The organism is Aequorivita sp. KMM 9714, from assembly GCF_011065475.1.
In the GTDB taxonomy this organism is placed as follows: Bacteria; Bacteroidota; Bacteroidia; order Flavobacteriales; family Flavobacteriaceae; genus Aequorivita; species Aequorivita sinensis.
Genome location: NZ_JAAGRO010000008.1, coordinates 33,322 through 50,858, shown reverse-complemented (window position 1 = coordinate 50,858; position 17,537 = coordinate 33,322). Strand labels below are relative to the sequence as shown.

The following is a 17,537-nucleotide window of genomic DNA, read 5'->3' as shown; positions in this document are numbered from 1 at the left end:
TACTTATTCTAGATTATGTTTAAACTCTCGTTAGGAATAATTTTATTCGCTAAACGAGTTCGCTATCAGCGTACATAATTCCGCATATTCTTTTCCATCATAAACATCTGGGCTATTTCTGCTTACAAAATGATATCGGTCGTCGATTAAGATTTCTAAAATCCACTCTTCTCCGTCTAAAATCATGTTTGGGTCGTGAGTTTCAATATTCCAAAAATCAATTTTATCGACTTTTTCTATGATATTTTCCCATTTTTCCAAATCTACCTTCTTTGTTTTGTGTTTAATTCTCCTACCTGCTTTATAACCACCAAGTCCTCTTGTTTTATTGTAGGTTATTTTTACCACCTCATCGTCCTTCTCTAATCTATATGAATAAGGATTGGACCAAGTGCCTAAATGTGTGAGTCTTATAACCTTTTTCTGTTTATTCGTCTTTGTATATAAGATTGGTTCCCCAAGACTATTAAGGTGTTTTGAGTACCACTGATTAGTAAATTCACTAAGAGAATCATTAGGCCCTGTGTAATTCCACAGATTGATTTCTCCAGATTCTTTTTGTTTCTCCTTAAACTTCACTTCATCATATGTGGGAAAGTAGTAAGAACCAAACTTGATGGGCTCATACTTAATGTCAGGGTATATTATTCTACAGCTAGAAAGTAAAATGAGAAATATTGAATATTTTAAAATGGAATTTTTCATTCAAATTATGGCCAACAAGTAAATTTAGTAATTTAATTAGTTTCTAAAACAGAAGAAGGCTGATCATTCCTATTTACTCAAACCGTATGCATAGCCTAATTTTATTAAATCTCGTTAGCTATAGAAATAATGGAGTTTTGGCTATGAACTTCATTTCTCTAATGGCCTTGGTTTGTTCATTTAAATTCTCGTACCATTATATTCATTAAGAAACTATCAGTTCCTATTTCAAAATTAAAATCACTAACTCTATAAAAATTATTTTCTTTATAAAATTGAATTGCCTTATCATTTGTATGAAGAACTGATAGCCACATTTTATCACATTTTTGTTCTTTAACCTTCTCAAGAATCTTATTCCAAAGCTGTAAGCCAATCTTCATGGAATGAAAATCGTTTAACACATAAAAATTATGAAGCTTACAAGCATTTTTTCCTTTTACCAAATTTGAATCAACATGCATTTCTATTTTAGCATATCCCACTGGAAATTCGTTTAAATAAGCTATCCAAAAACAAGCATTAGGGTTTTTTAAAAATGATTTAATAATGCTAATAGAAAAGTTGTTGTCTATATAATTAGCTACGTCTTCTTTCCTTCTGAATAAGGATGCAAAAGTTTCTTTCCACGTAATTCTGCCTAACAATGCAAGAACTTCTAAATCATTCTTATCAGCTTGTTTGATTTTTATTAAATCCATTTATTTTGAATTGCTGCTAAGACGACTAAGATTTTTCTATATGCTAGCTGCGTGTTTATGTAAGTAAGTTAGCAAATAAATCACAGATAGACACTAGCGAAGGAAACTGATTGAAGTAAAAACTCCCGATCTTAAAGCTATGGTGATTGGTGAATGGGCCAACAATTAATTATATACGCGGGTAAATGCAGGTGTTATAGGGCATTCTCTTTTAAATCCTTTGCTAAACTCGCGACTTTCAACCTTTTATTTCGCTTTAAATATTCTAAATCCGATAAATTATCAATCATTAACTGTCGATTATAATAATTTACGTGTTCTAAAACAGCAAAAAGATTAGCTAAAATCCCCCATGAAATTAAATTTTCAGGCAATATCCGCCAATCATTTTGATACAATTGAAAAACAAAAACCAAGGGAATAAGACCAATTAATATCAAATTTAATTTTTTAGATTTTTTGAAAAAAGTAATATTTTTTTCTTGATTGAAAGGCTTGTCTATCAGGCTGTATAACTTCAGCTTCCAATAATGTTGCCCTTGAATTAGCACTAAGATACAGACCAAAACTCCATATAGAAGAAAAAATATATCTCTAAGAGAATTGGTGAGGATTAGATAAATAAATAAACTCGGAAAGGATATAAAAGCATGGAATTTTTCCATTGGATAATAGCTTTTTAATCTTTTAATCAGTTTCTGCTTACTCAAGATTATTTAGAAATTAAAAACTCATAAATTAATAGAAGTCGTTAGTGGAATATTAAACTACATGTTATCTATATCGCTTCTTTAGAAGAGGTGGCATATTCTTTTGTAAACACACAATTTGTGGTGGTAAAAACACTAAACATACATTTGTTGCAGTGAATACATCTTCCTTCAAGTTGAGATTTAGTTTGTAGTTTATTTATTAAATCAGGTTCACGTAATAGTGCTCTTCCCATAGCTACAAAGGAAAAACCATAAGCCATAGCTTTTTGCATGTGTTCATAATCATTAATTCCACCAAGTAGTATTAACTGTGCATTCTTTACAATAGGTTGAAATTGTCTAGCCGACTCTAACATGTATAAATCCTCGTATGGATATTCCCCTAGCATCATTTTACCAAATAGTTTAACGCCTAACTTGAATATACCTTTTTGAGTTGCTGCCATACCATCTATATCTGTTTTTCCACGGAAAAGGTACATCTGATTATACACCGAAGAGCCCATCGTCAATTCGAAAGCATCAACTGCTCCTGTATCATCAAGGATTTTTACAGTCTGGGTGGATTCATCAAGCCAAATAGAACCTTTAATTCCATCATCCATAGAAATTTTGACAATAATGGCTAGTCGATCTTGGACACGTTCTTTAACCTCAAGTAAAATTTCTTTTGCAAATCGTGTGCGGTTTTCAAGGGATCCTCCATACTCGTCCTTGCGTTTGTTAATCCATGGACTAAAAAATGCAGAGACAAGATATAAGTGACCAAAGTGAAGTTCTACGGCATCAAATCCAGCATCAGCAGCCACCTCGGCAGCATCTGCAAACTGATTAATAACTTTCCGCATTTCTTCTTTGGAAATTTCTCTACAAAGTTGAAAACTTGTCGGATTCCTGAATCGAGAAGGAGCTACAGGTTGAACGCCAGTAATTTTCTTGTGAGCGACTGGCCCTGCATGACCTAGTTGTGCAGAAACCTTTCCTCCAGCATCATGCATAGCCTGAGTGAATTTCTTGAGGCCTGAAATATTTTCACGAATCATCAAAATTTCTCCAGGGGCTGCAAATCCTTCAGGCGAAATAGCACAATAGGCTAATGTAGTCATACCTGTTCCCCCTTCAATGAATCCACGATGAAAGTCAATGAGAGCTTGAGTCACTTTTCCTTCTGGGCTTCTACCTTCACTCGTAGCCGCTTTTATGATACGATTTGGTAATGTTATAGGGCCAAGTTTTGTAGGTGAGAATATGTCTGGAAGCTCTTTTGACGATGATAAATTATTCATATTGATATCCTTAACTTGATTTGTGAAAATAAATAGGGTTTTAAAAAATGAGAAATATCCTTCTCAAAAAGCACTTTTTGCTTACATGTAGGTAATAAAATAGGATTGCTACCTACAGAATTCAAATTTAATGGAAATTTTATAAAGCTGAAATTGGCTAATTCATTTTAATAACGTCCGATAATAAATAAAACCTTTTGATTTTGTACATATTTAAATCTAAGTGTTTTAGTTTTCAAATTTCATTTTTAACAGCTCATCATGAAGGACTGTGGTTAGGGCTATGAGTAATTACGTAGTTTAGCAATTGACTCTGCTAGTATACAAAAAGTGAAAGCCGAGGTCCCGACAGCTCTCAGATTCAGAAGTTTGCGAGAACAAGCAATTATTTTTATAAGGTGTTGGAAGTAGTTTTCTATCTTATTATTTCTTTAATTTCTTCTATCGTAAAAGCTGGTCGTTTTGAATGAATCATTGCGTGGCAGTTCGGACAAACAGGAATTAAGTCTTTTATTGGGTCAACTTCATATTCTTTTCCTATTTCCGAAATCTGATTTATGTGATGGACGTGAATAAACCCTTTACCAATTTCTCCAAAATGCTTTTCAAAATCATATGAACAAATTTTACAAGAATAACCAAAATGCTTTAAACATCTTTTTCGTGCTTCAGGATTTCTTTCGTATCGAGTTTGTACAATGTCTTTGGATTTACCTTCTATATATGTTTTTTTAAATTGTGTTGTAACATCATTAGAAACAAAACTATTTTTTATGTATTTATTCTCTTTAATAAAGTTAAACCAATTAGATTCCAAACTTTCCAAAACTTCTTTTTTTATTGAAATTCCGCTTTGTTGAGGAAACCATTGTTGCAAATTGTTTTTGTCTATACTTTCTAAAGATTCTTTGTCAAATAACTTGTTTTTATTGGGATTAATCAGAATATCGAATTCAATATCTATGTAATTAGTCGTTTTGTTTTCTGTTCCGTCCCAATGAGGTGCGACATAGTAAGAAGATTTAGCGTATCCACTTCCCATTATTCCTCTTGGCTCGCTACCTAACCTAATTAGGAAAATCCTGTCTCCTTTTCTAATACTTTTTGAATTTCCACAACTCCATCTTCTTTCAACATATCCAACTTTTTCAAGGTGTTCAATGCTTTCTTGTAAATCTTCCCAATCCCATCTATTAGGATTCCAAGCAAAGAGAAATGTGTTCATATTATTCTGTTTTTAAATTACTTATCACACATAAATATATTAAATAAAAACAACCAATCTTTAAATCACAATATTTTAAAGCAATCTGTTAATGTATATGGGATTGTGGTGTTTTAATGTCAGGATTGCCAGATGAAGTTCTGGATAGTTTCATTAGTTAGGTAACGTAGTGATTGATGAAAGATTTCACGGTGTTTTACTAATATGGATTTACAGGGAATTGGGAGGGAACGTGATGCAATCGCGCACTAGCGGGGATTTGTTTGGTATAGAAGTTGCAACTTGCAATGGCGTGAAAAATAGTCAAATTGTTTATACACTAGAACGGTAAAATAATTATCCTTTCACATTTAAAATAAAATTTGAAAATAAAATTTAATTAATATCATCTATGAAGCATATTGCTATTTTAATATTTGCGACTTTTTTAGCAAGTTGTGGATCAACCAGTGAAGTTAAAAGTAACAAAACACAAACCATCAATAAAAAATGGGAGTTAAGCGTTTTAAATGATAATAAGATTAGTAATAATAAACCTATTTATATAGATCTATCCGAAAACGGTATAATTAGTGGTTTCATTGGGTGTAATCGCTTAAATGGTACCTACACAATTGAAAATGAAAATCAGATTAAGTTTAGTCAATTCGCCGTAACTCGAATGGCTTGTGAGCAAAGAGAATTGGATTTAGAAAACCAAATACTCGAACTTTTAAAAACCTCCAGTAACTTTACTATCGAAAATGGCGAGCTAAACCTTAATTCTGAGAACAATAAGTCAATAGCCAAGTTTATTGAAATGAGCAAAAGTGAAATCGTAAATAAGTATTGGAAACTGGTTACCCTAGATGATAAGAAGGTAGAAATGGCCCCTAACCAAGAAAGAGAACAATATTTCATTTTAAGAAGTGATAACATATTTTCAGGGTTTGCAGGATGTAATCAATTTAGTGGGGCATTTGAACTGAAAGAAAACCACAAAATTAGATTTGACGAAAATATTAGGGTAACCATGAAGGCATGCCTAGATGATAATATAAATGAACAGGATTTTTTAAAAATCTTTACATTGGCTGATAATTACACTATAAATGGGGATACGTTGATTCTTAAAACTGATAAGAATGCAACATTAGCAGTTTTCCAAGCGGTGTATTTTTAATAAAACCAGTACTTAAAAATCAAAGGCAATAAACAGGTTGGAGGAATGAATTAATTAATACCTCCTATATGTTATTCTAATCAATCATAGATTAGATGTTAATAAACGTTTTTGAATCACTATAAATAAATTAAAACCTAAAATAAAAAGACAATGAAAATTAATTTCGAAGTAATGAAAAATTTAGCTACTAAAACAAAGGTAATCCCAATCACATTTTTAATGCTTGGACTACTCTTGTTGGGGGCTTGTAAAAATGACACAAAAACCACAATGGATAACGAGGTGAACTCCAAGCATCAGAAATCAGAAGTTGAAAATGAATTGCTCGTTGGGTCCTGGTTAGATTCCTCTGATGCTGCATTGCATTTTAGCCTCTTTAATGATGGTACGGCGCGCTCAGACAATATGGCTACGCTTCTCTATAAAAACTGGAAGGTAGAAGGGAATCAAATTACATTTATTATCGAGAGTATTGGAAACGGAACGTCGTCTGTGGACACGCTTACTTACAATATCGAAAAATTAACTAAAAACAAGCTGATTCTCAAAAAGGACAATTATCTGTCGGAATACACAAAAAAATAATATACCGAAATGCTAAATTAAGCTGTGTATGAAAAATGCTTATTTTAGTGCTTAATCAATAGAAAGTGCGTGTTTGTGTCAGCGGATTTTGCTTCGCCAGTTCGCTACGCTCGTGTCGGAACGATAATCAGATGAAAGCAAACACGCACTTTTCATTCACAAACACATTCCAACCAACCCAAGATGCAATCGCGCACTAGCGGGGGTTATAATTCTCGTCTGTCATATATTTTATGAAAGAGAAATCTGACCATAAAACCTATTATGAGTAATCCAATACCTGAAATTATTACATTAAAAGGTAAAGAAACAGACATAGTCAAACATCCTATCAAACCACAAATAGGGATTATTCTGCCATAAATCTGTTCTTTTCGAGGCTGTTTAAGTGCTGCAATATTTGTAATACTGTAATAGAGCAAAATAGTAAATGTAGCTGCTCTTACAACAAATTCAAAAGTTCCAAAGATGGTGAGGAGCAAGATTATTAGTCCCGTAACAACTATTCCCAAATGTGGCACCCTATAACGATTGTGTATTGTTTGAAAAACTGGCGGCAAGTCGTGTCTTCTGCCCATCGCCAACATCATTCTGCTTATGCCCAGGATTTGGCTCAACAATACGCCCAACATCGCAGTTGAAGCACCTATTGTAATTACGGTATTGATTGCAGGGGTAGTCAATGATTTTGCAACCATCTGTAAAGGAGATTTGCTATCTGCCATATTTTCGGCTCCAATAACACCTATTGCAACTACAGAAACCGCAGCATAAAGAAGTATGGACGTGATAATTGTGATGATAATTGCTTTTGGGATTGTTTTCTTAGGTTCAGCTACTTCTTCCGCAAGCGTTGCAATTCTCGCATAACCCGTAAATGCAAAAAACAATAAAGCAGCAGCTTCTGCAATTCCCGAAATACCAAAAGGTGCAAATGGCTTAAAATTATCAGGATTAACTTTAGGGACGCCACTAAAAACAAAGTATAATAGTGAAAAAAGAGTTACAGTCACAATCACAAGATTTAGCAACCCCGCTTTTTTGATACCGAAAAAATTGATGATAGTAAGAAAAACCACTGCAATTACAGAAAGGGTGAGTGGCGAACCTATAGGAACCAATTGATAAAAATAACTACCAAAGCCTATAGCTACAACTCCACCTGCAGTCAATTTGCTTATTAAAAACATCCAACCTGCAGAAAAACCAAAAACAGGATTAATTAATTTGTAACCGTATTCATAGGTTCCGCCTGAATCAGGGTATATTGCCGCCAACTGCGCAGAGCTTAAACCGTTAAAAGCAGCAATAATACCTGCCGCAATAAGCCCAATAAGAAATGCAGGACCTGAAACACCTGCTGCAATACCTGTAACAACAAAGATGCCTGCACCGATTATTGCGCCTAGACCAACGCCTACCGCGTCTTTTAATGTAAGTGTTCTTAAAAGTCCTTTATTATTATTGTCGTTCATTCTTTCTTTTTAAAATTAACCAATCTAATGAAAATCTTCCGCTCCCTTTTATGATAAGGAAAAAACTGCCGAGCAACATTGCCCAATCTGTTCGGCTGCCGTGCATCGAGTTGGGAAGGGAAAAAGAAACGCGATACAATCGCGCACTAGCGGGGGTAAAGAATTTAGAACTTTTATTTTAATCTGATATATGGCTGAATCTTTCCTTCATCGTTTAATTTATTATCGGTATAAAAGGCTTTAATAGTAAATAAATCTTCGCTTCTTACCTCTATAATAGATTCCACTTCTAAAACTTCAGTAACGCCATTGTTTAAACGTTTTGCAATCCTAATGCAGGAGTAAGTGCTATCATTTAATTTTTTTATATCTTTCCAACAAATGTCATTTTTAGCCCATCCATATTCTTTATTTATTTCTGAAAGCTTTGTTCTTTTAGCATATATTTCCTTTCCTGATGCATATATTTCAATTTGAGATTTGATTATTTCAGAATCGCTATTTAATTCCCAGCTTCCTAATATAGAGTTCTCAGTTTGACAACTAAAAAATGTAATAATTATAATTAATAGAAATGCTTTATTCATTTATTTTTTTTAATTATTGCCAATGATGTAATATATACTTTGTAGCGTGTAAATTATAAAAATATTTTTGGTTAGGTACAAGCCGATCTTTAAAATTATTCTAATTTATTTTTCTTTTCTCAATTAACCTAATTTACGATTTTGGCAACTTTGCAAAAATACTCGAACCTTAACACTAGCAATGACTTGAGCTGTTTTTTATACATTGTTACCTACAAATGTTATTTGCCGACTATAAATTTAGCTCTTTCGTAGAGTTCATCATATGTAATTACTTCTATATTTCGAGAATCTCTGCGATATAGCTCAAATGTTTTTCTCTTAATCTTTTTGATTTGAGCATTATCATTTGAATTATTAAGTTCATTCCAATGTCCGATGATTAAAATTGTTTTTGAATCATAGGATTTTTGCTCTATTACATTTCCATTCTCATCAAAAAGTTCTTTTGTAGTTTCAATTTTTATAGTTCCACTTGCTTTTTGCTCTAAAATTTGAGAAACAGAATCTATAAATGGGTTTGATAATCGCCAGGCTCCAGAACGGTTTTTTTCTTTACCAAAAAGATTTGTTGTTGGAAGCTTTAATTCTACAAATGTTGTAAATCTATTATCTCCAATTAAGAAATCGCCAATTACCGTATCACTTCCACTTGCATCACTATCGGATGCTCTGAACTCTTTTTGTAAGATACCCTGAAAACGGTAATCCAATCCATATCCAAATATCCACTCGTTCTCGTTGAAATAATGTTGCCAAGCGGTTTCATCTTTGGTATTGCTTGTGCCTATCTCGTCTTTATATTCTTGGAGGAATTCTTTTTCAGTGAGTAATCTTCTGAAAATTTCGAGTTGTTTTTTTCGATACCCAGTATTTACTAAATCTTGATTTGTAATCAATCCATCGTCTAAAAGGTCTTTTACCAAATTTCCGCCATCACTACCTGAAAGTAGAGTGCCGATTTTCTTTTTTGTTTCTTCATCAAGAATATCAAATGAATTATCCGCTAACACAATTCGACGGTCGTTGATTGTTGCTAAATCGATAGATTTTATAAAACTTAAAAAACTCTTGAGTTGTTGAAAATCAAATTTGCTGAACTTAATTCTTTGTTTTTCTGTTCCAGAAATTTCCTTAATAATTTCAATTCCTTCGATGTCATCTTTTTCTCTGATGTAAACTACTTTCATCAAAGTTCGAGGAGCTAATTTTACGTGCGTCTCATTCTCATCTGCAAAGACTACTTGAAAGAATCGACCACTCCCAAAATCGTGATTGTATAAATGCTCCAATTTAGAATTTTGGATTACATCATCTTCTGTTGCTTTTTCAGTCATTCTAGTTATTTGTGACATTTTCTATTTAATTGTGGCCAACACGTAAATATATCAAATAAAAATAACCAACATCTAAAACACAATATATTAAAGCTAACGCTTTGTACTGCCTCGCTTTCTATTAAATAACACCAAATCTTTTTACTGTTGATATCTTTTAATATGGATTATTTCCAAATAAATGGAAATAATCCATAATTTTGTATTGTTCAATTTATAATTTTAGCTAGTAGGAAATCAATGGAAAAGTCGATTTTACATTTAGATTTAGATACATTCTTTGTTTCGGTAGAGCGGCTTTTAGATAGTCGTTTATTGAAGCGTCCTGTTCTAGTTGGTGGTATTGGTGATAGAGGAGTGGTTGCTGCTTGTAGTTATGAAACTAGAAAATATGGAATACACTCGGGTATGTCTATGAAAATGGCAAGACAGCTATGTCCAGAAGCTATTGTGATAAAAGGAAATTCCAGCACCTATATGAAGTATTCAGATATGGTGACCGAGATTATAAAATCTCAAGTTCCCGTTTTTGAAAAAACTAGTGTGGATGAGTTTTACGCAGACTTAACGGGAATGGATCGTTTTTTTGGAAACTATAAATTTTCCAAAGAACTCCGACAGACCATTATTAAAGAAACAGGCTTGCCAATTTCATTTGGTCTTTCCAAGAATAAAGTAGTTTCTAAAGTAGCTACTGGAGAGGCAAAGCCTAATAACCAAATTAAAATTGATTCTGGTTTTGAGAAAGACTTTTTAGCTCCTCTTTCTGTTCGTAAAATTCCGATGGTGGGAAAAGTTACAAGTCAACAATTACGAAATCTGGGAATTCACGAAGTCCGCACCCTTCAGAATATGCCTGTAGAAATGTTGGTTTCGGTGTTGGGTAAAAACGGAAGACTTATTTGGAATAGAGCCAATGGTATTGATAAAACACCCGTAGTTCAATATAGCGAACGAAAATCTATATCTACCGAACGAACGTTTGATAAGGATACTATAGATATTAAAAAAATTGAAGCTAGTCTAACTGCTATGGGAGAGACGCTCGCTTATCAATTGCGGTTGGGCAATAAGCTTACAAGTTGTGTTTCGGTTAAAGTTCGGTATTCAGATTTTAGCACCTATAGCAAACAATTAAAAATTCCTTTTACAAGTGCCGATCATATTTTAATACCGCTTATTCACAGTCTCTTTAATAAAATATATCAAAGGCGAATTTTGGTGAGATTAATTGGCGTTAATTTCTCACATCTTACTGGGGGGCATTATCAAATAAACTTGTTTGACGACGATTTGAAGAATTTGAATTTATACGCATCACTCGATAAAATTAGAAATCGATTTGGCAGCGGGGCCGTTATGAGAGCTTCTACGCTAGATGTAAAATCTATTCGTAGCAATCACAATCCTTTTAATGGCGAACCTCCTTTGTTGTTGGCACATAGAAAGCAATAAATGTATACAAATTGTCACAGTTACTATTCATTACGTTACGGTACCATTTCAGAAATTGAGCTTCTGGAGTTGGCGCAGCAAAATGATATTGACTCGTTTGCGCTTACCGATATCAACTCCACTTCTGCTTGTTTGAGCGTGCTTAAAAATGCTTCAGCATATAATATTAAGGTTTCGGTAGGTGTCGATTTTCGAAATGGAATAAATCAGCAATACGTTGTTATTGCTAAAAGCAATTTAGGGTTTCAATATTTAAATGAATATTTAACCGAATACCTACATCAAAAAAAAGAGTTTCCTGATTTATGTCCTAGCCTAAAGGATTGCGCAATTATATATCCATTTGAAAAGGTAATGGAGTTGGAAAAGACTTCATTTAAGGAGAATGAATATATAGGGGTGTCTGTTGTGGGGTTAAGAAAGCTGAAGTTTTCGAAATATCGGAATTATGAAAATTTAATTATTCAACAGACGGTTACATTTCGCGGGCAAAGGGATTATAACGCTCACAGATTATTGCGAGCAATTGGGTTAAACACTTTGTTAAGCAAACTACCTGAAGAAGAACAAGGTTTGAAAACTGATAAGATGTTTTCAAAAGCAGAAATATTAAATCACTTTGAAGAATTCCCTCTTGCAATTGAAAACACTAAGAGACTACTTTCTGAAACAAATGTAGCTTTCAAATTCAATTCAGAAAGAGAGAATCAGAATCAACAGTGCTATTTGGAAGATAAAAATGCTGATTTTAATTTTCTGAGAAAATTAGTTTTTGAGAATCTCGAAAAACGATATCCGAATCCTGATCAAGTTGTTTATGATAGAATTGAAAAGGAGCTTAAAGCTATTAAGGAGATGGATTTTGTATCCTATTTTTTAATTAATTGGGATTTATTACAATACGCAAAGTCGAAGAATTACCCTTATATAGGTCGTGGAAGTGGTGCTAATAGTGTGGTTGCTTATATTATAGAAATCACAAACGTTGACCCGATTGAACTCGATCTTTATTTTGAACGTTTCATCAACATATATAGGTCCTCGCCTCCCGATTTCGATTTAGATTTTTCCTGGCGTGATAGGGATGATATTACACGATATATCTTTGAGAGGTTCCCGAATACTGCATTAATGGGGACTTATGTTACATTTAAATACCGTGCAGTTGTACGAGAGCTTGGAAAAGTTTTTGGAATTCCAAAACACGAAATAGATGCATTTCTACAAAGTGGGAAAACGGCTTCGAAAACGGATGAATATTTTCAACTGATTGTGAAATACGGGAAATTAATAAGTGGCTTTCCAAATTATTTAAGTGTTCACTCCGGTGGGATTTTAATTACGAATAAACCTATCAACTATTTTGCAGCCACATTTATGCCACCAAAGGGGTTTCAAACAGTTCAGATTGATATGAATATATCTGAAGATGTTGGGATTTTCAAATTTGATATTCTAGCGCAACGAGGGCTTTCTAAGATAAAAGAATGTCTGGAAATTATAAAGTACAATCAACCTGAAGCAGAAGTAGCAGATATAAATCAGGTTTATAGGTTTAAAAATGACCTTAATATCAATGAATTGTTGAAAACTGGAGATTGTATGGGCGTTTTTTATGTTGAGTCTCCTGCCATGCGTGTTTTAATGACCAAGTTGCGAACGCAAGATTATCTAGGTCTTGTAGCTGCAAGCTCGATTATTAGGCCTGGAGTAACCAATGGCGGAATGAAAAATGAATATATAATAAGGCATAAATTCCCCGAAAAGCGAAAGAACGGTCATCCTGTTTTATTAGAAATTCTTCACGAAACCTATGGTGTAATGGTTTATCAGGAAGATGTTTTAAAAGTAGCGCATTATTTCGCAGGACTGGATTTGGGGGAAGCAGATGTATTGAGAAGAGGGATGAGTGGGAAGTCTAGATCTAAAGAGGAATTTATAGCTGTTGAGAAAAAGTTTAAGAGTAACTGTCTGCAAAAAGGGTATTCTGAAGAACTAACAATGGAGGTTTGGGATCAAGTAAGTGCTTTTGCGGGTTACGCTTTTGCCAAGGGCCATTCGGCATCCTATGCCGTAGAAAGTTATCAGAGCTTGTATTTAAAACGATATTTCCCTTTAGAGTTTATGGTTGCCGTACTCAATAATGGAGGTGGGTTTTATTCTATTGAAACCTATGTACAAGAAATTGTTTTACAGGGAGGAATTGTAGAAAAACCTTGTATAAATAATAGTTCTTATGAAACGATAATTCGAGGTAAAACCATCTACTTGGGGTTTGTATTAATACGCGATTTGGAGGAAAGGGTAGTGGAGAGGATATTAAAATCGAGGCGATTGTATGGCGATTTTGAGGACTTTGATGATTTTATAGATCGTGTGCCTATTGGTATCGAACAATTAATAACATTAATTCGAATAGACTGTTTTAGGTTTACAGGAAAAGACAAGCATCAAATAATGTGGGAAGCACATCTTAAATCTTCAAAAAACAAGGTTGATGATACTGCACTATTGTTGTTTAAGCCTAAGCAAGTAAATTTTACATTGCCAGAGATACTTACCAATCATTTGATTGACGCTTATGATGAATTGGAGTTAATAGGCTTTCCTTTAAAGGGGTATTTCAATCTAATTCAAAAAGACAACGTGCCTAATTGTTTGGCTAAAGACATTCCTTATAATATAGGGAAGCGGATTTCTATTTTTGGTAAGTTGATTACCGCCAAGCATACGGGTACCAGTAATGGTGATATTATGATTTTCGGGACGTTTATCGACTACGAAGGAGTGATTTTTGATACAGTTCACTTTCCTGAAATTGCACGTAAATATTCTATAAGAACAAATGGGGTGTATTTGATTACTGGAAAGGTAGTAGACGATTTAGACTACTTATCTATAGTTGTTGAAAAAATAAAGTTTCAAAATCTTTTACCAGACCCACGTCAGTCTGGAATTGAAAATTCTGATAAGAATATTACTCTTTAGAGGTTTATTTATTCTTCTGAATCTTTTATCGCTCCATCCAATTTCCCCTCTCTTTTATCTTTTCGATATTCTCTTTCTTGAGCAGCATTGTTTTTCTCAGGATCAACAGGTCGTTGTTTGGGGCGGGTGTTATTTTCTTTACCATCCATGATTTTAGATTTAAGTTCTTAAGTATTAGATAATCAAATGATTAATTTCTATCTATGAAATATAAAAGTAAGTAATTAAGTTCGTATGACCAATAGAGAATTTAGGCTTCAAATTTTTATTAAAACCCTGATATTATTCTTAATTAAAACCTTTGAGATAGTTATAAAAATGAGGCTGTCTAATAAGTAAAAATTAATTGGTTTGTAAGGTCGAGCGCAGTCGATACCTATTTGGTGGTCAGTAACTTAAAGTTGTCGAATGCGCTCGAACCGACAGCCATAGTTGCTTTTTGGGTAGCTTGGAAACCAACTCCAAGTGAAAGCGTCTAAAATATTGCAATCGGCTATTTAAATTAAATGAATTTATTTGTCTACCTTATAATCGTAGATTCGGTAAATCCATAAATCGAAAATGTTAGGCCTGTTAAGCCTATAAGGATTATGTATTAAAAGATTGTTAGTATCTTTATATGAACTCTAACTTTATAACAGGAAGGTTGTTAACCCTGAAAATCAATTGTTTTGGACACTAATAATTAGAATCAGCAAGTTCGTCACGATTAAGGCTGGGATTATCAAGAGTTCAGACAATCGACAGTACAATCGAGAATAGGATTAATAGGAATATTTTAAAAAGTTCTATTTGATGGGAGTTTGAATCAGGCTTTTATATAAAAAGTGAAGGCTTATTAAAGTGGAGAGAAGGAATAAAACCATTTTAATAATATTATTTAGATAATTTAAAAAGCAATAATTATGAATTCAGACGAATTAAAAACAACAGACAACCATACAACCATTAAAAATTGGGTTGAAGCGCGAGACGGTGTACCTGCTATGACAGAAGGAATAGCAAATACTTCCATGGCGGGAAAAATGTTAAGAATTAATTTTCACAACAATAAAGAAAATTTGAGTAATATTTCTTGGGATGTTTTTTTTGAAATTTTTGATGAAAATAATTTTCAACTGCTGTATGATGATAGAACCATTGATGGGAAAAAAAGTAATTACTATCAATTTGTCAAAAAGGGGGATCTGTAATAAAGGTATTTGAAAAGTAGCTCGTGCGGCAAATTCGAAAGTAAGAAATTAAGCAATTTGATGGGGTAATAATTCTATCATACATTTTCTATTGTGTACCTCCAAAAGCGAAACTCCCGTTTCTACTCCGTGGTCTTGAGATGAGGTTAAACCTGAGCTTAAAATTTTAGATTTCATCATAAAAACTGTTCCATCACAACTGAAACAATAGGCGAATTATTCAATCCTATTTTTGAAGATGGAATCAATAAGGAAATTGTTTGGACAATTTGCAGGGTGAAAAAATGTACTTGGAAATGATGAGGTGGATTCGGGCGTAGTGGAATTGGCCAACACGAGCGCAGTGAACTAGCTAAGCAAATTGCGGTTATGCATTGATGTAAATTGTGATTTTTTCAGTTCCGTTATTCAATTTCGCTTATTTTCTAGTTTTAATAATTCTCTTGTCGGTTTTATATATTTTCTGATTAAATCTTTATGAAGTAAGGATTTGTGTTTTATTTCAGGATTTTGATTCCTGCCGATTTGTTTGCATCGCTATTCAAAAATCCTTGTTTTAAATTCAGTTCGCAACTGTTCAAAATTCAGTGTAGGTTCTTTACAAATGTAAATTGTTTGCCACAAATCTTTTTCATCATCAGCATAGGGGTTATAAATTTGTTTTACCGCCACAACCGATCTAAAGAAGGACTGAAAAAAATCTATTCCAGCCTCTCCGTTTGAAAACGCTATAATCGTTTTAGGTAATTCGCCTTTTTCTGGAGTCCAAAGGTAGAAACTCCCATGGTATGAAAACGCTTTGGGCAATTCATAATTTTCCCTAAAAAGATTTACTCCGCCTGCCTGGCTATAATGTTTGCCCCAAATTAAACAATCCCTTCTTTCGTTCATAGGTAGGCTATCGTAAACGGTTTTAATTCCGCCCATAGTTTCTTCCCATTTCGATTTCGAGTAATACTCGGTGTATTCTATTTCGTAACGATTGTCCTTCTTTTCTACTGCTGCGAATTTGATAAATGTATCCAAGGGCAGAACAGCTAAGCCAAATGGTATCAATACGAGACCCGAAACAACAAGAAGAGCGATTGCAGGATATAAGATCCATTGGCGTTTTGATAAGATTTTTTGTTCAAACCAAATACTTCCGAATATTAGCAAAGTAATAATGGCGGGATAAAAATAGTATGCTTTGCTTTTGTTTAACGCCATGAGAAATATGGAAATGACGATAGTAAATGCGATTGGGCGATAATAGTTAGGATTGTTTTTTGTTCTAAACATATAGATAAAACCGCCAATCCAAAAAAACAATGTTAGTGGATTTAAGGATATAACAATACTTTCAAGAACTCCAAGTATTGTCAGTTTATCCAATTGTGTTTCATAAAGTCGTGAGAACATATCAAGTACCGGAAATCCTTGCTTGTATTGCCATATGACATTTGGGGCAATCAGAATAATGAACAAGAGAATATATTTCCAAATATCCTTTTGTAAAATTGATGTTCTTGTGCTCTTGAATAGAAGTAAACCAGAAAGGCCCGCTATAAAGAAAAGTATATCATATTTTGTGAGAAACCCAAAACTAAGGCAGATTGTTAAGTAAAGTAAATATTTTTTGTCTAGAGTTTTGACGAACCTAACCAATTGATAAAACGATAACAACCAGAAAAAATGGGTAAAAACTACAGGTTGAAATAGTTGGTGTCCACGGCCGAAAGCAGGAGCCGTTAAAATACAAAGTAGTACAATAAAAACCGCTTTCGATTTTCCACCTAGTTGAAGGGTTGTGAGTGCAATTAAAATTAAAATTAAAAATGAGGCAATATGGGAAAAGATGTGATGTACAAAAACAGACTGGGAATGAAATTGATTTTGGATAAATGCCAGCCAACCAATAACGGGAGGGAACTCCATATATCCAAAACTTGGGTGATTTCCTGTTTCTATGTGCAATAATTCGTCTCCTTGAAATCCTGAATTTGAGTCAGCAATCAGATGAAGCGATATTTTTACAATGCAAAAAAATGCTATGATTATTGTTGTTTTTCTTATCGGCATCTTGATTTATCAAATGACAGGTAACGGTTATTCTATACGCAGCAGGGGATACAGAGCTTCT

At 33.5% G+C, this 17,537-nt stretch carries 15 protein-coding genes; 5 read left to right on the top strand and 10 right to left on the bottom strand.

Annotated elements, in window-relative coordinates; translation table 11 throughout:
* Nucleotides 1–42 precede the first annotated feature (42 nt).
* From G3A46_RS13400 to G3A46_RS13380, 5 genes are all read right to left on the bottom strand, one after another.
* Nucleotides 43–705, bottom strand: a complete 663-nt coding sequence (locus G3A46_RS13400) for a hypothetical protein (RefSeq protein WP_165150561.1) — start codon at nt 703–705, stop codon at nt 43–45.
* A gap of 176 nt (nt 706–881) precedes the next feature.
* Entirely contained in the window at nt 882–1,406 is a 525-nt protein-coding gene (locus tag G3A46_RS13395) for a GNAT family N-acetyltransferase (protein WP_165150559.1), read from the bottom strand.
* A 194-nt stretch (nt 1,407–1,600) separates the two neighbouring features.
* Nucleotides 1,601–2,071, bottom strand: coding sequence for a hypothetical protein (locus tag G3A46_RS13390; protein WP_165150557.1), 471 nt, complete (start codon nt 2,069–2,071; stop codon nt 1,601–1,603).
* Between the two features lie 113 nt (nt 2,072–2,184).
* Nucleotides 2,185–3,405 carry an NADH:flavin oxidoreductase gene (locus G3A46_RS13385; RefSeq protein WP_165150555.1) on the bottom strand — a complete coding sequence of 407 codons (1,221 nt, stop codon included), beginning with the start codon at nt 3,403–3,405 and terminating at the stop codon, nt 2,185–2,187.
* Between the two features lie 415 nt (nt 3,406–3,820).
* Nucleotides 3,821–4,630, bottom strand: a complete 810-nt coding sequence (locus G3A46_RS13380; protein ID WP_206736025.1) for an HNH endonuclease — start codon at nt 4,628–4,630, stop codon at nt 3,821–3,823.
* Between the two features lie 391 nt (nt 4,631–5,021).
* Between G3A46_RS13380 and G3A46_RS13375 the strand changes: the two genes are divergently transcribed.
* Together G3A46_RS13375 and G3A46_RS13370 are read left to right on the top strand one after the other, a co-directional pair.
* The gene (locus tag G3A46_RS13375) at nt 5,022–5,792 is read left to right on the top strand and encodes an META domain-containing protein (RefSeq protein ID WP_165150553.1); all 771 of its coding nucleotides are present in this window, start codon (nt 5,022–5,024) and stop codon (nt 5,790–5,792) included.
* Between the two features lie 153 nt (nt 5,793–5,945).
* A complete protein-coding gene (locus G3A46_RS13370) occupies nt 5,946–6,380 on the top strand; it encodes a lipocalin family protein (RefSeq protein ID WP_241836902.1) in 435 nt (144 codons plus the stop codon).
* A 206-nt stretch (nt 6,381–6,586) separates the two neighbouring features.
* Here the strand turns inward: G3A46_RS13370 and G3A46_RS13365 are convergent, their stop codons facing one another.
* The 3 genes from G3A46_RS13365 to G3A46_RS13355 all read right to left on the bottom strand — a co-directional run bounded on the left by G3A46_RS13365 (nt 6,587) and on the right by G3A46_RS13355 (nt 9,797).
* A complete protein-coding gene (locus G3A46_RS13365) occupies nt 6,587–7,855 on the bottom strand; it encodes an APC family permease (RefSeq protein ID WP_165150551.1) in 1,269 nt (422 codons plus the stop codon).
* 173 nt (nt 7,856–8,028) lie between these two features.
* The gene (locus tag G3A46_RS13360; protein ID WP_165150549.1) at nt 8,029–8,442 is read right to left on the bottom strand and encodes a hypothetical protein; all 414 of its coding nucleotides are present in this window, start codon (nt 8,440–8,442) and stop codon (nt 8,029–8,031) included.
* 221 nt (nt 8,443–8,663) lie between these two features.
* Nucleotides 8,664–9,797, bottom strand: coding sequence for a Shedu immune nuclease family protein (locus G3A46_RS13355; RefSeq protein ID WP_206736024.1), 1,134 nt, complete (start codon nt 9,795–9,797; stop codon nt 8,664–8,666).
* A gap of 222 nt (nt 9,798–10,019) precedes the next feature.
* On the opposite strand from G3A46_RS13355, the gene dinB reads away from it, so the two are divergent.
* Entirely contained in the window at nt 10,020–11,234 is a 1,215-nt protein-coding gene (gene dinB, locus G3A46_RS13350) for a DNA polymerase IV (RefSeq protein WP_165150547.1), read from the top strand.
* Nucleotides 11,235–14,222, top strand: coding sequence for a DNA polymerase III subunit alpha (gene dnaE, locus G3A46_RS13345; RefSeq protein ID WP_165150545.1), 2,988 nt, complete (start codon nt 11,235–11,237; stop codon nt 14,220–14,222).
* Nucleotides 14,223–14,230: 8 nt separating this feature from the next.
* Here the strand turns inward: dnaE and G3A46_RS13340 are convergent, their stop codons facing one another.
* A complete protein-coding gene (locus G3A46_RS13340; RefSeq protein WP_165150543.1) occupies nt 14,231–14,371 on the bottom strand; it encodes a hypothetical protein in 141 nt (46 codons plus the stop codon).
* Nucleotides 14,372–15,127: 756 nt separating this feature from the next.
* On the opposite strand from G3A46_RS13340, the gene G3A46_RS13335 reads away from it, so the two are divergent.
* The gene (locus G3A46_RS13335; protein WP_165150541.1) at nt 15,128–15,415 is read left to right on the top strand and encodes a hypothetical protein; all 288 of its coding nucleotides are present in this window, start codon (nt 15,128–15,130) and stop codon (nt 15,413–15,415) included.
* Between the two features lie 537 nt (nt 15,416–15,952).
* Here G3A46_RS13335 and G3A46_RS13330 read toward each other — a convergent pair.
* Entirely contained in the window at nt 15,953–17,476 is a 1,524-nt protein-coding gene (locus tag G3A46_RS13330; RefSeq protein WP_165150539.1) for a glycosyltransferase family 39 protein, read from the bottom strand.
* Nucleotides 17,477–17,537: the final 61 nt, after the last annotated feature.

Bases quoted from the DNA above. Each gene is read 5' to 3' on its own strand.
- dinB (WP_165150547.1), top strand. From the start codon at position 10,020: ATGGAAAAGTCGATTTTACATTTAGATTTAGATACATTCTTTGTTTCG.
- dnaE (WP_165150545.1), top strand. From the start codon at position 11,235: ATGTATACAAATTGTCACAGTTACTATTCATTACGTTACGGTACCATT.
- G3A46_RS13335 (WP_165150541.1), top strand. From the start codon at position 15,128: ATGAATTCAGACGAATTAAAAACAACAGACAACCATACAACCATTAAA.
- G3A46_RS13355 (WP_206736024.1), bottom strand. From the start codon at position 9,797: ATGTCACAAATAACTAGAATGACTGAAAAAGCAACAGAAGATGATGTA.
- G3A46_RS13395 (WP_165150559.1), bottom strand. From the start codon at position 1,406: ATGGATTTAATAAAAATCAAACAAGCTGATAAGAATGATTTAGAAGTT.
- G3A46_RS13385 (WP_165150555.1), bottom strand. From the start codon at position 3,405: ATGAATAATTTATCATCGTCAAAAGAGCTTCCAGACATATTCTCACCT.
- G3A46_RS13390 (WP_165150557.1), bottom strand. From the start codon at position 2,071: ATGGAAAAATTCCATGCTTTTATATCCTTTCCGAGTTTATTTATTTAT.
- G3A46_RS13400 (WP_165150561.1), bottom strand. From the start codon at position 705: ATGAAAAATTCCATTTTAAAATATTCAATATTTCTCATTTTACTTTCT.
- G3A46_RS13330 (WP_165150539.1), bottom strand. From the start codon at position 17,476: ATGCCGATAAGAAAAACAACAATAATCATAGCATTTTTTTGCATTGTA.
- G3A46_RS13370 (WP_241836902.1), top strand. From the start codon at position 5,946: ATGAAAATTAATTTCGAAGTAATGAAAAATTTAGCTACTAAAACAAAG.
- G3A46_RS13340 (WP_165150543.1), bottom strand. From the start codon at position 14,371: ATGGATGGTAAAGAAAATAACACCCGCCCCAAACAACGACCTGTTGAT.
- G3A46_RS13360 (WP_165150549.1), bottom strand. From the start codon at position 8,442: ATGAATAAAGCATTTCTATTAATTATAATTATTACATTTTTTAGTTGT.
- G3A46_RS13365 (WP_165150551.1), bottom strand. From the start codon at position 7,855: ATGAACGACAATAATAATAAAGGACTTTTAAGAACACTTACATTAAAA.
- G3A46_RS13375 (WP_165150553.1), top strand. From the start codon at position 5,022: ATGAAGCATATTGCTATTTTAATATTTGCGACTTTTTTAGCAAGTTGT.
- G3A46_RS13380 (WP_206736025.1), bottom strand. From the start codon at position 4,630: ATGAACACATTTCTCTTTGCTTGGAATCCTAATAGATGGGATTGGGAA.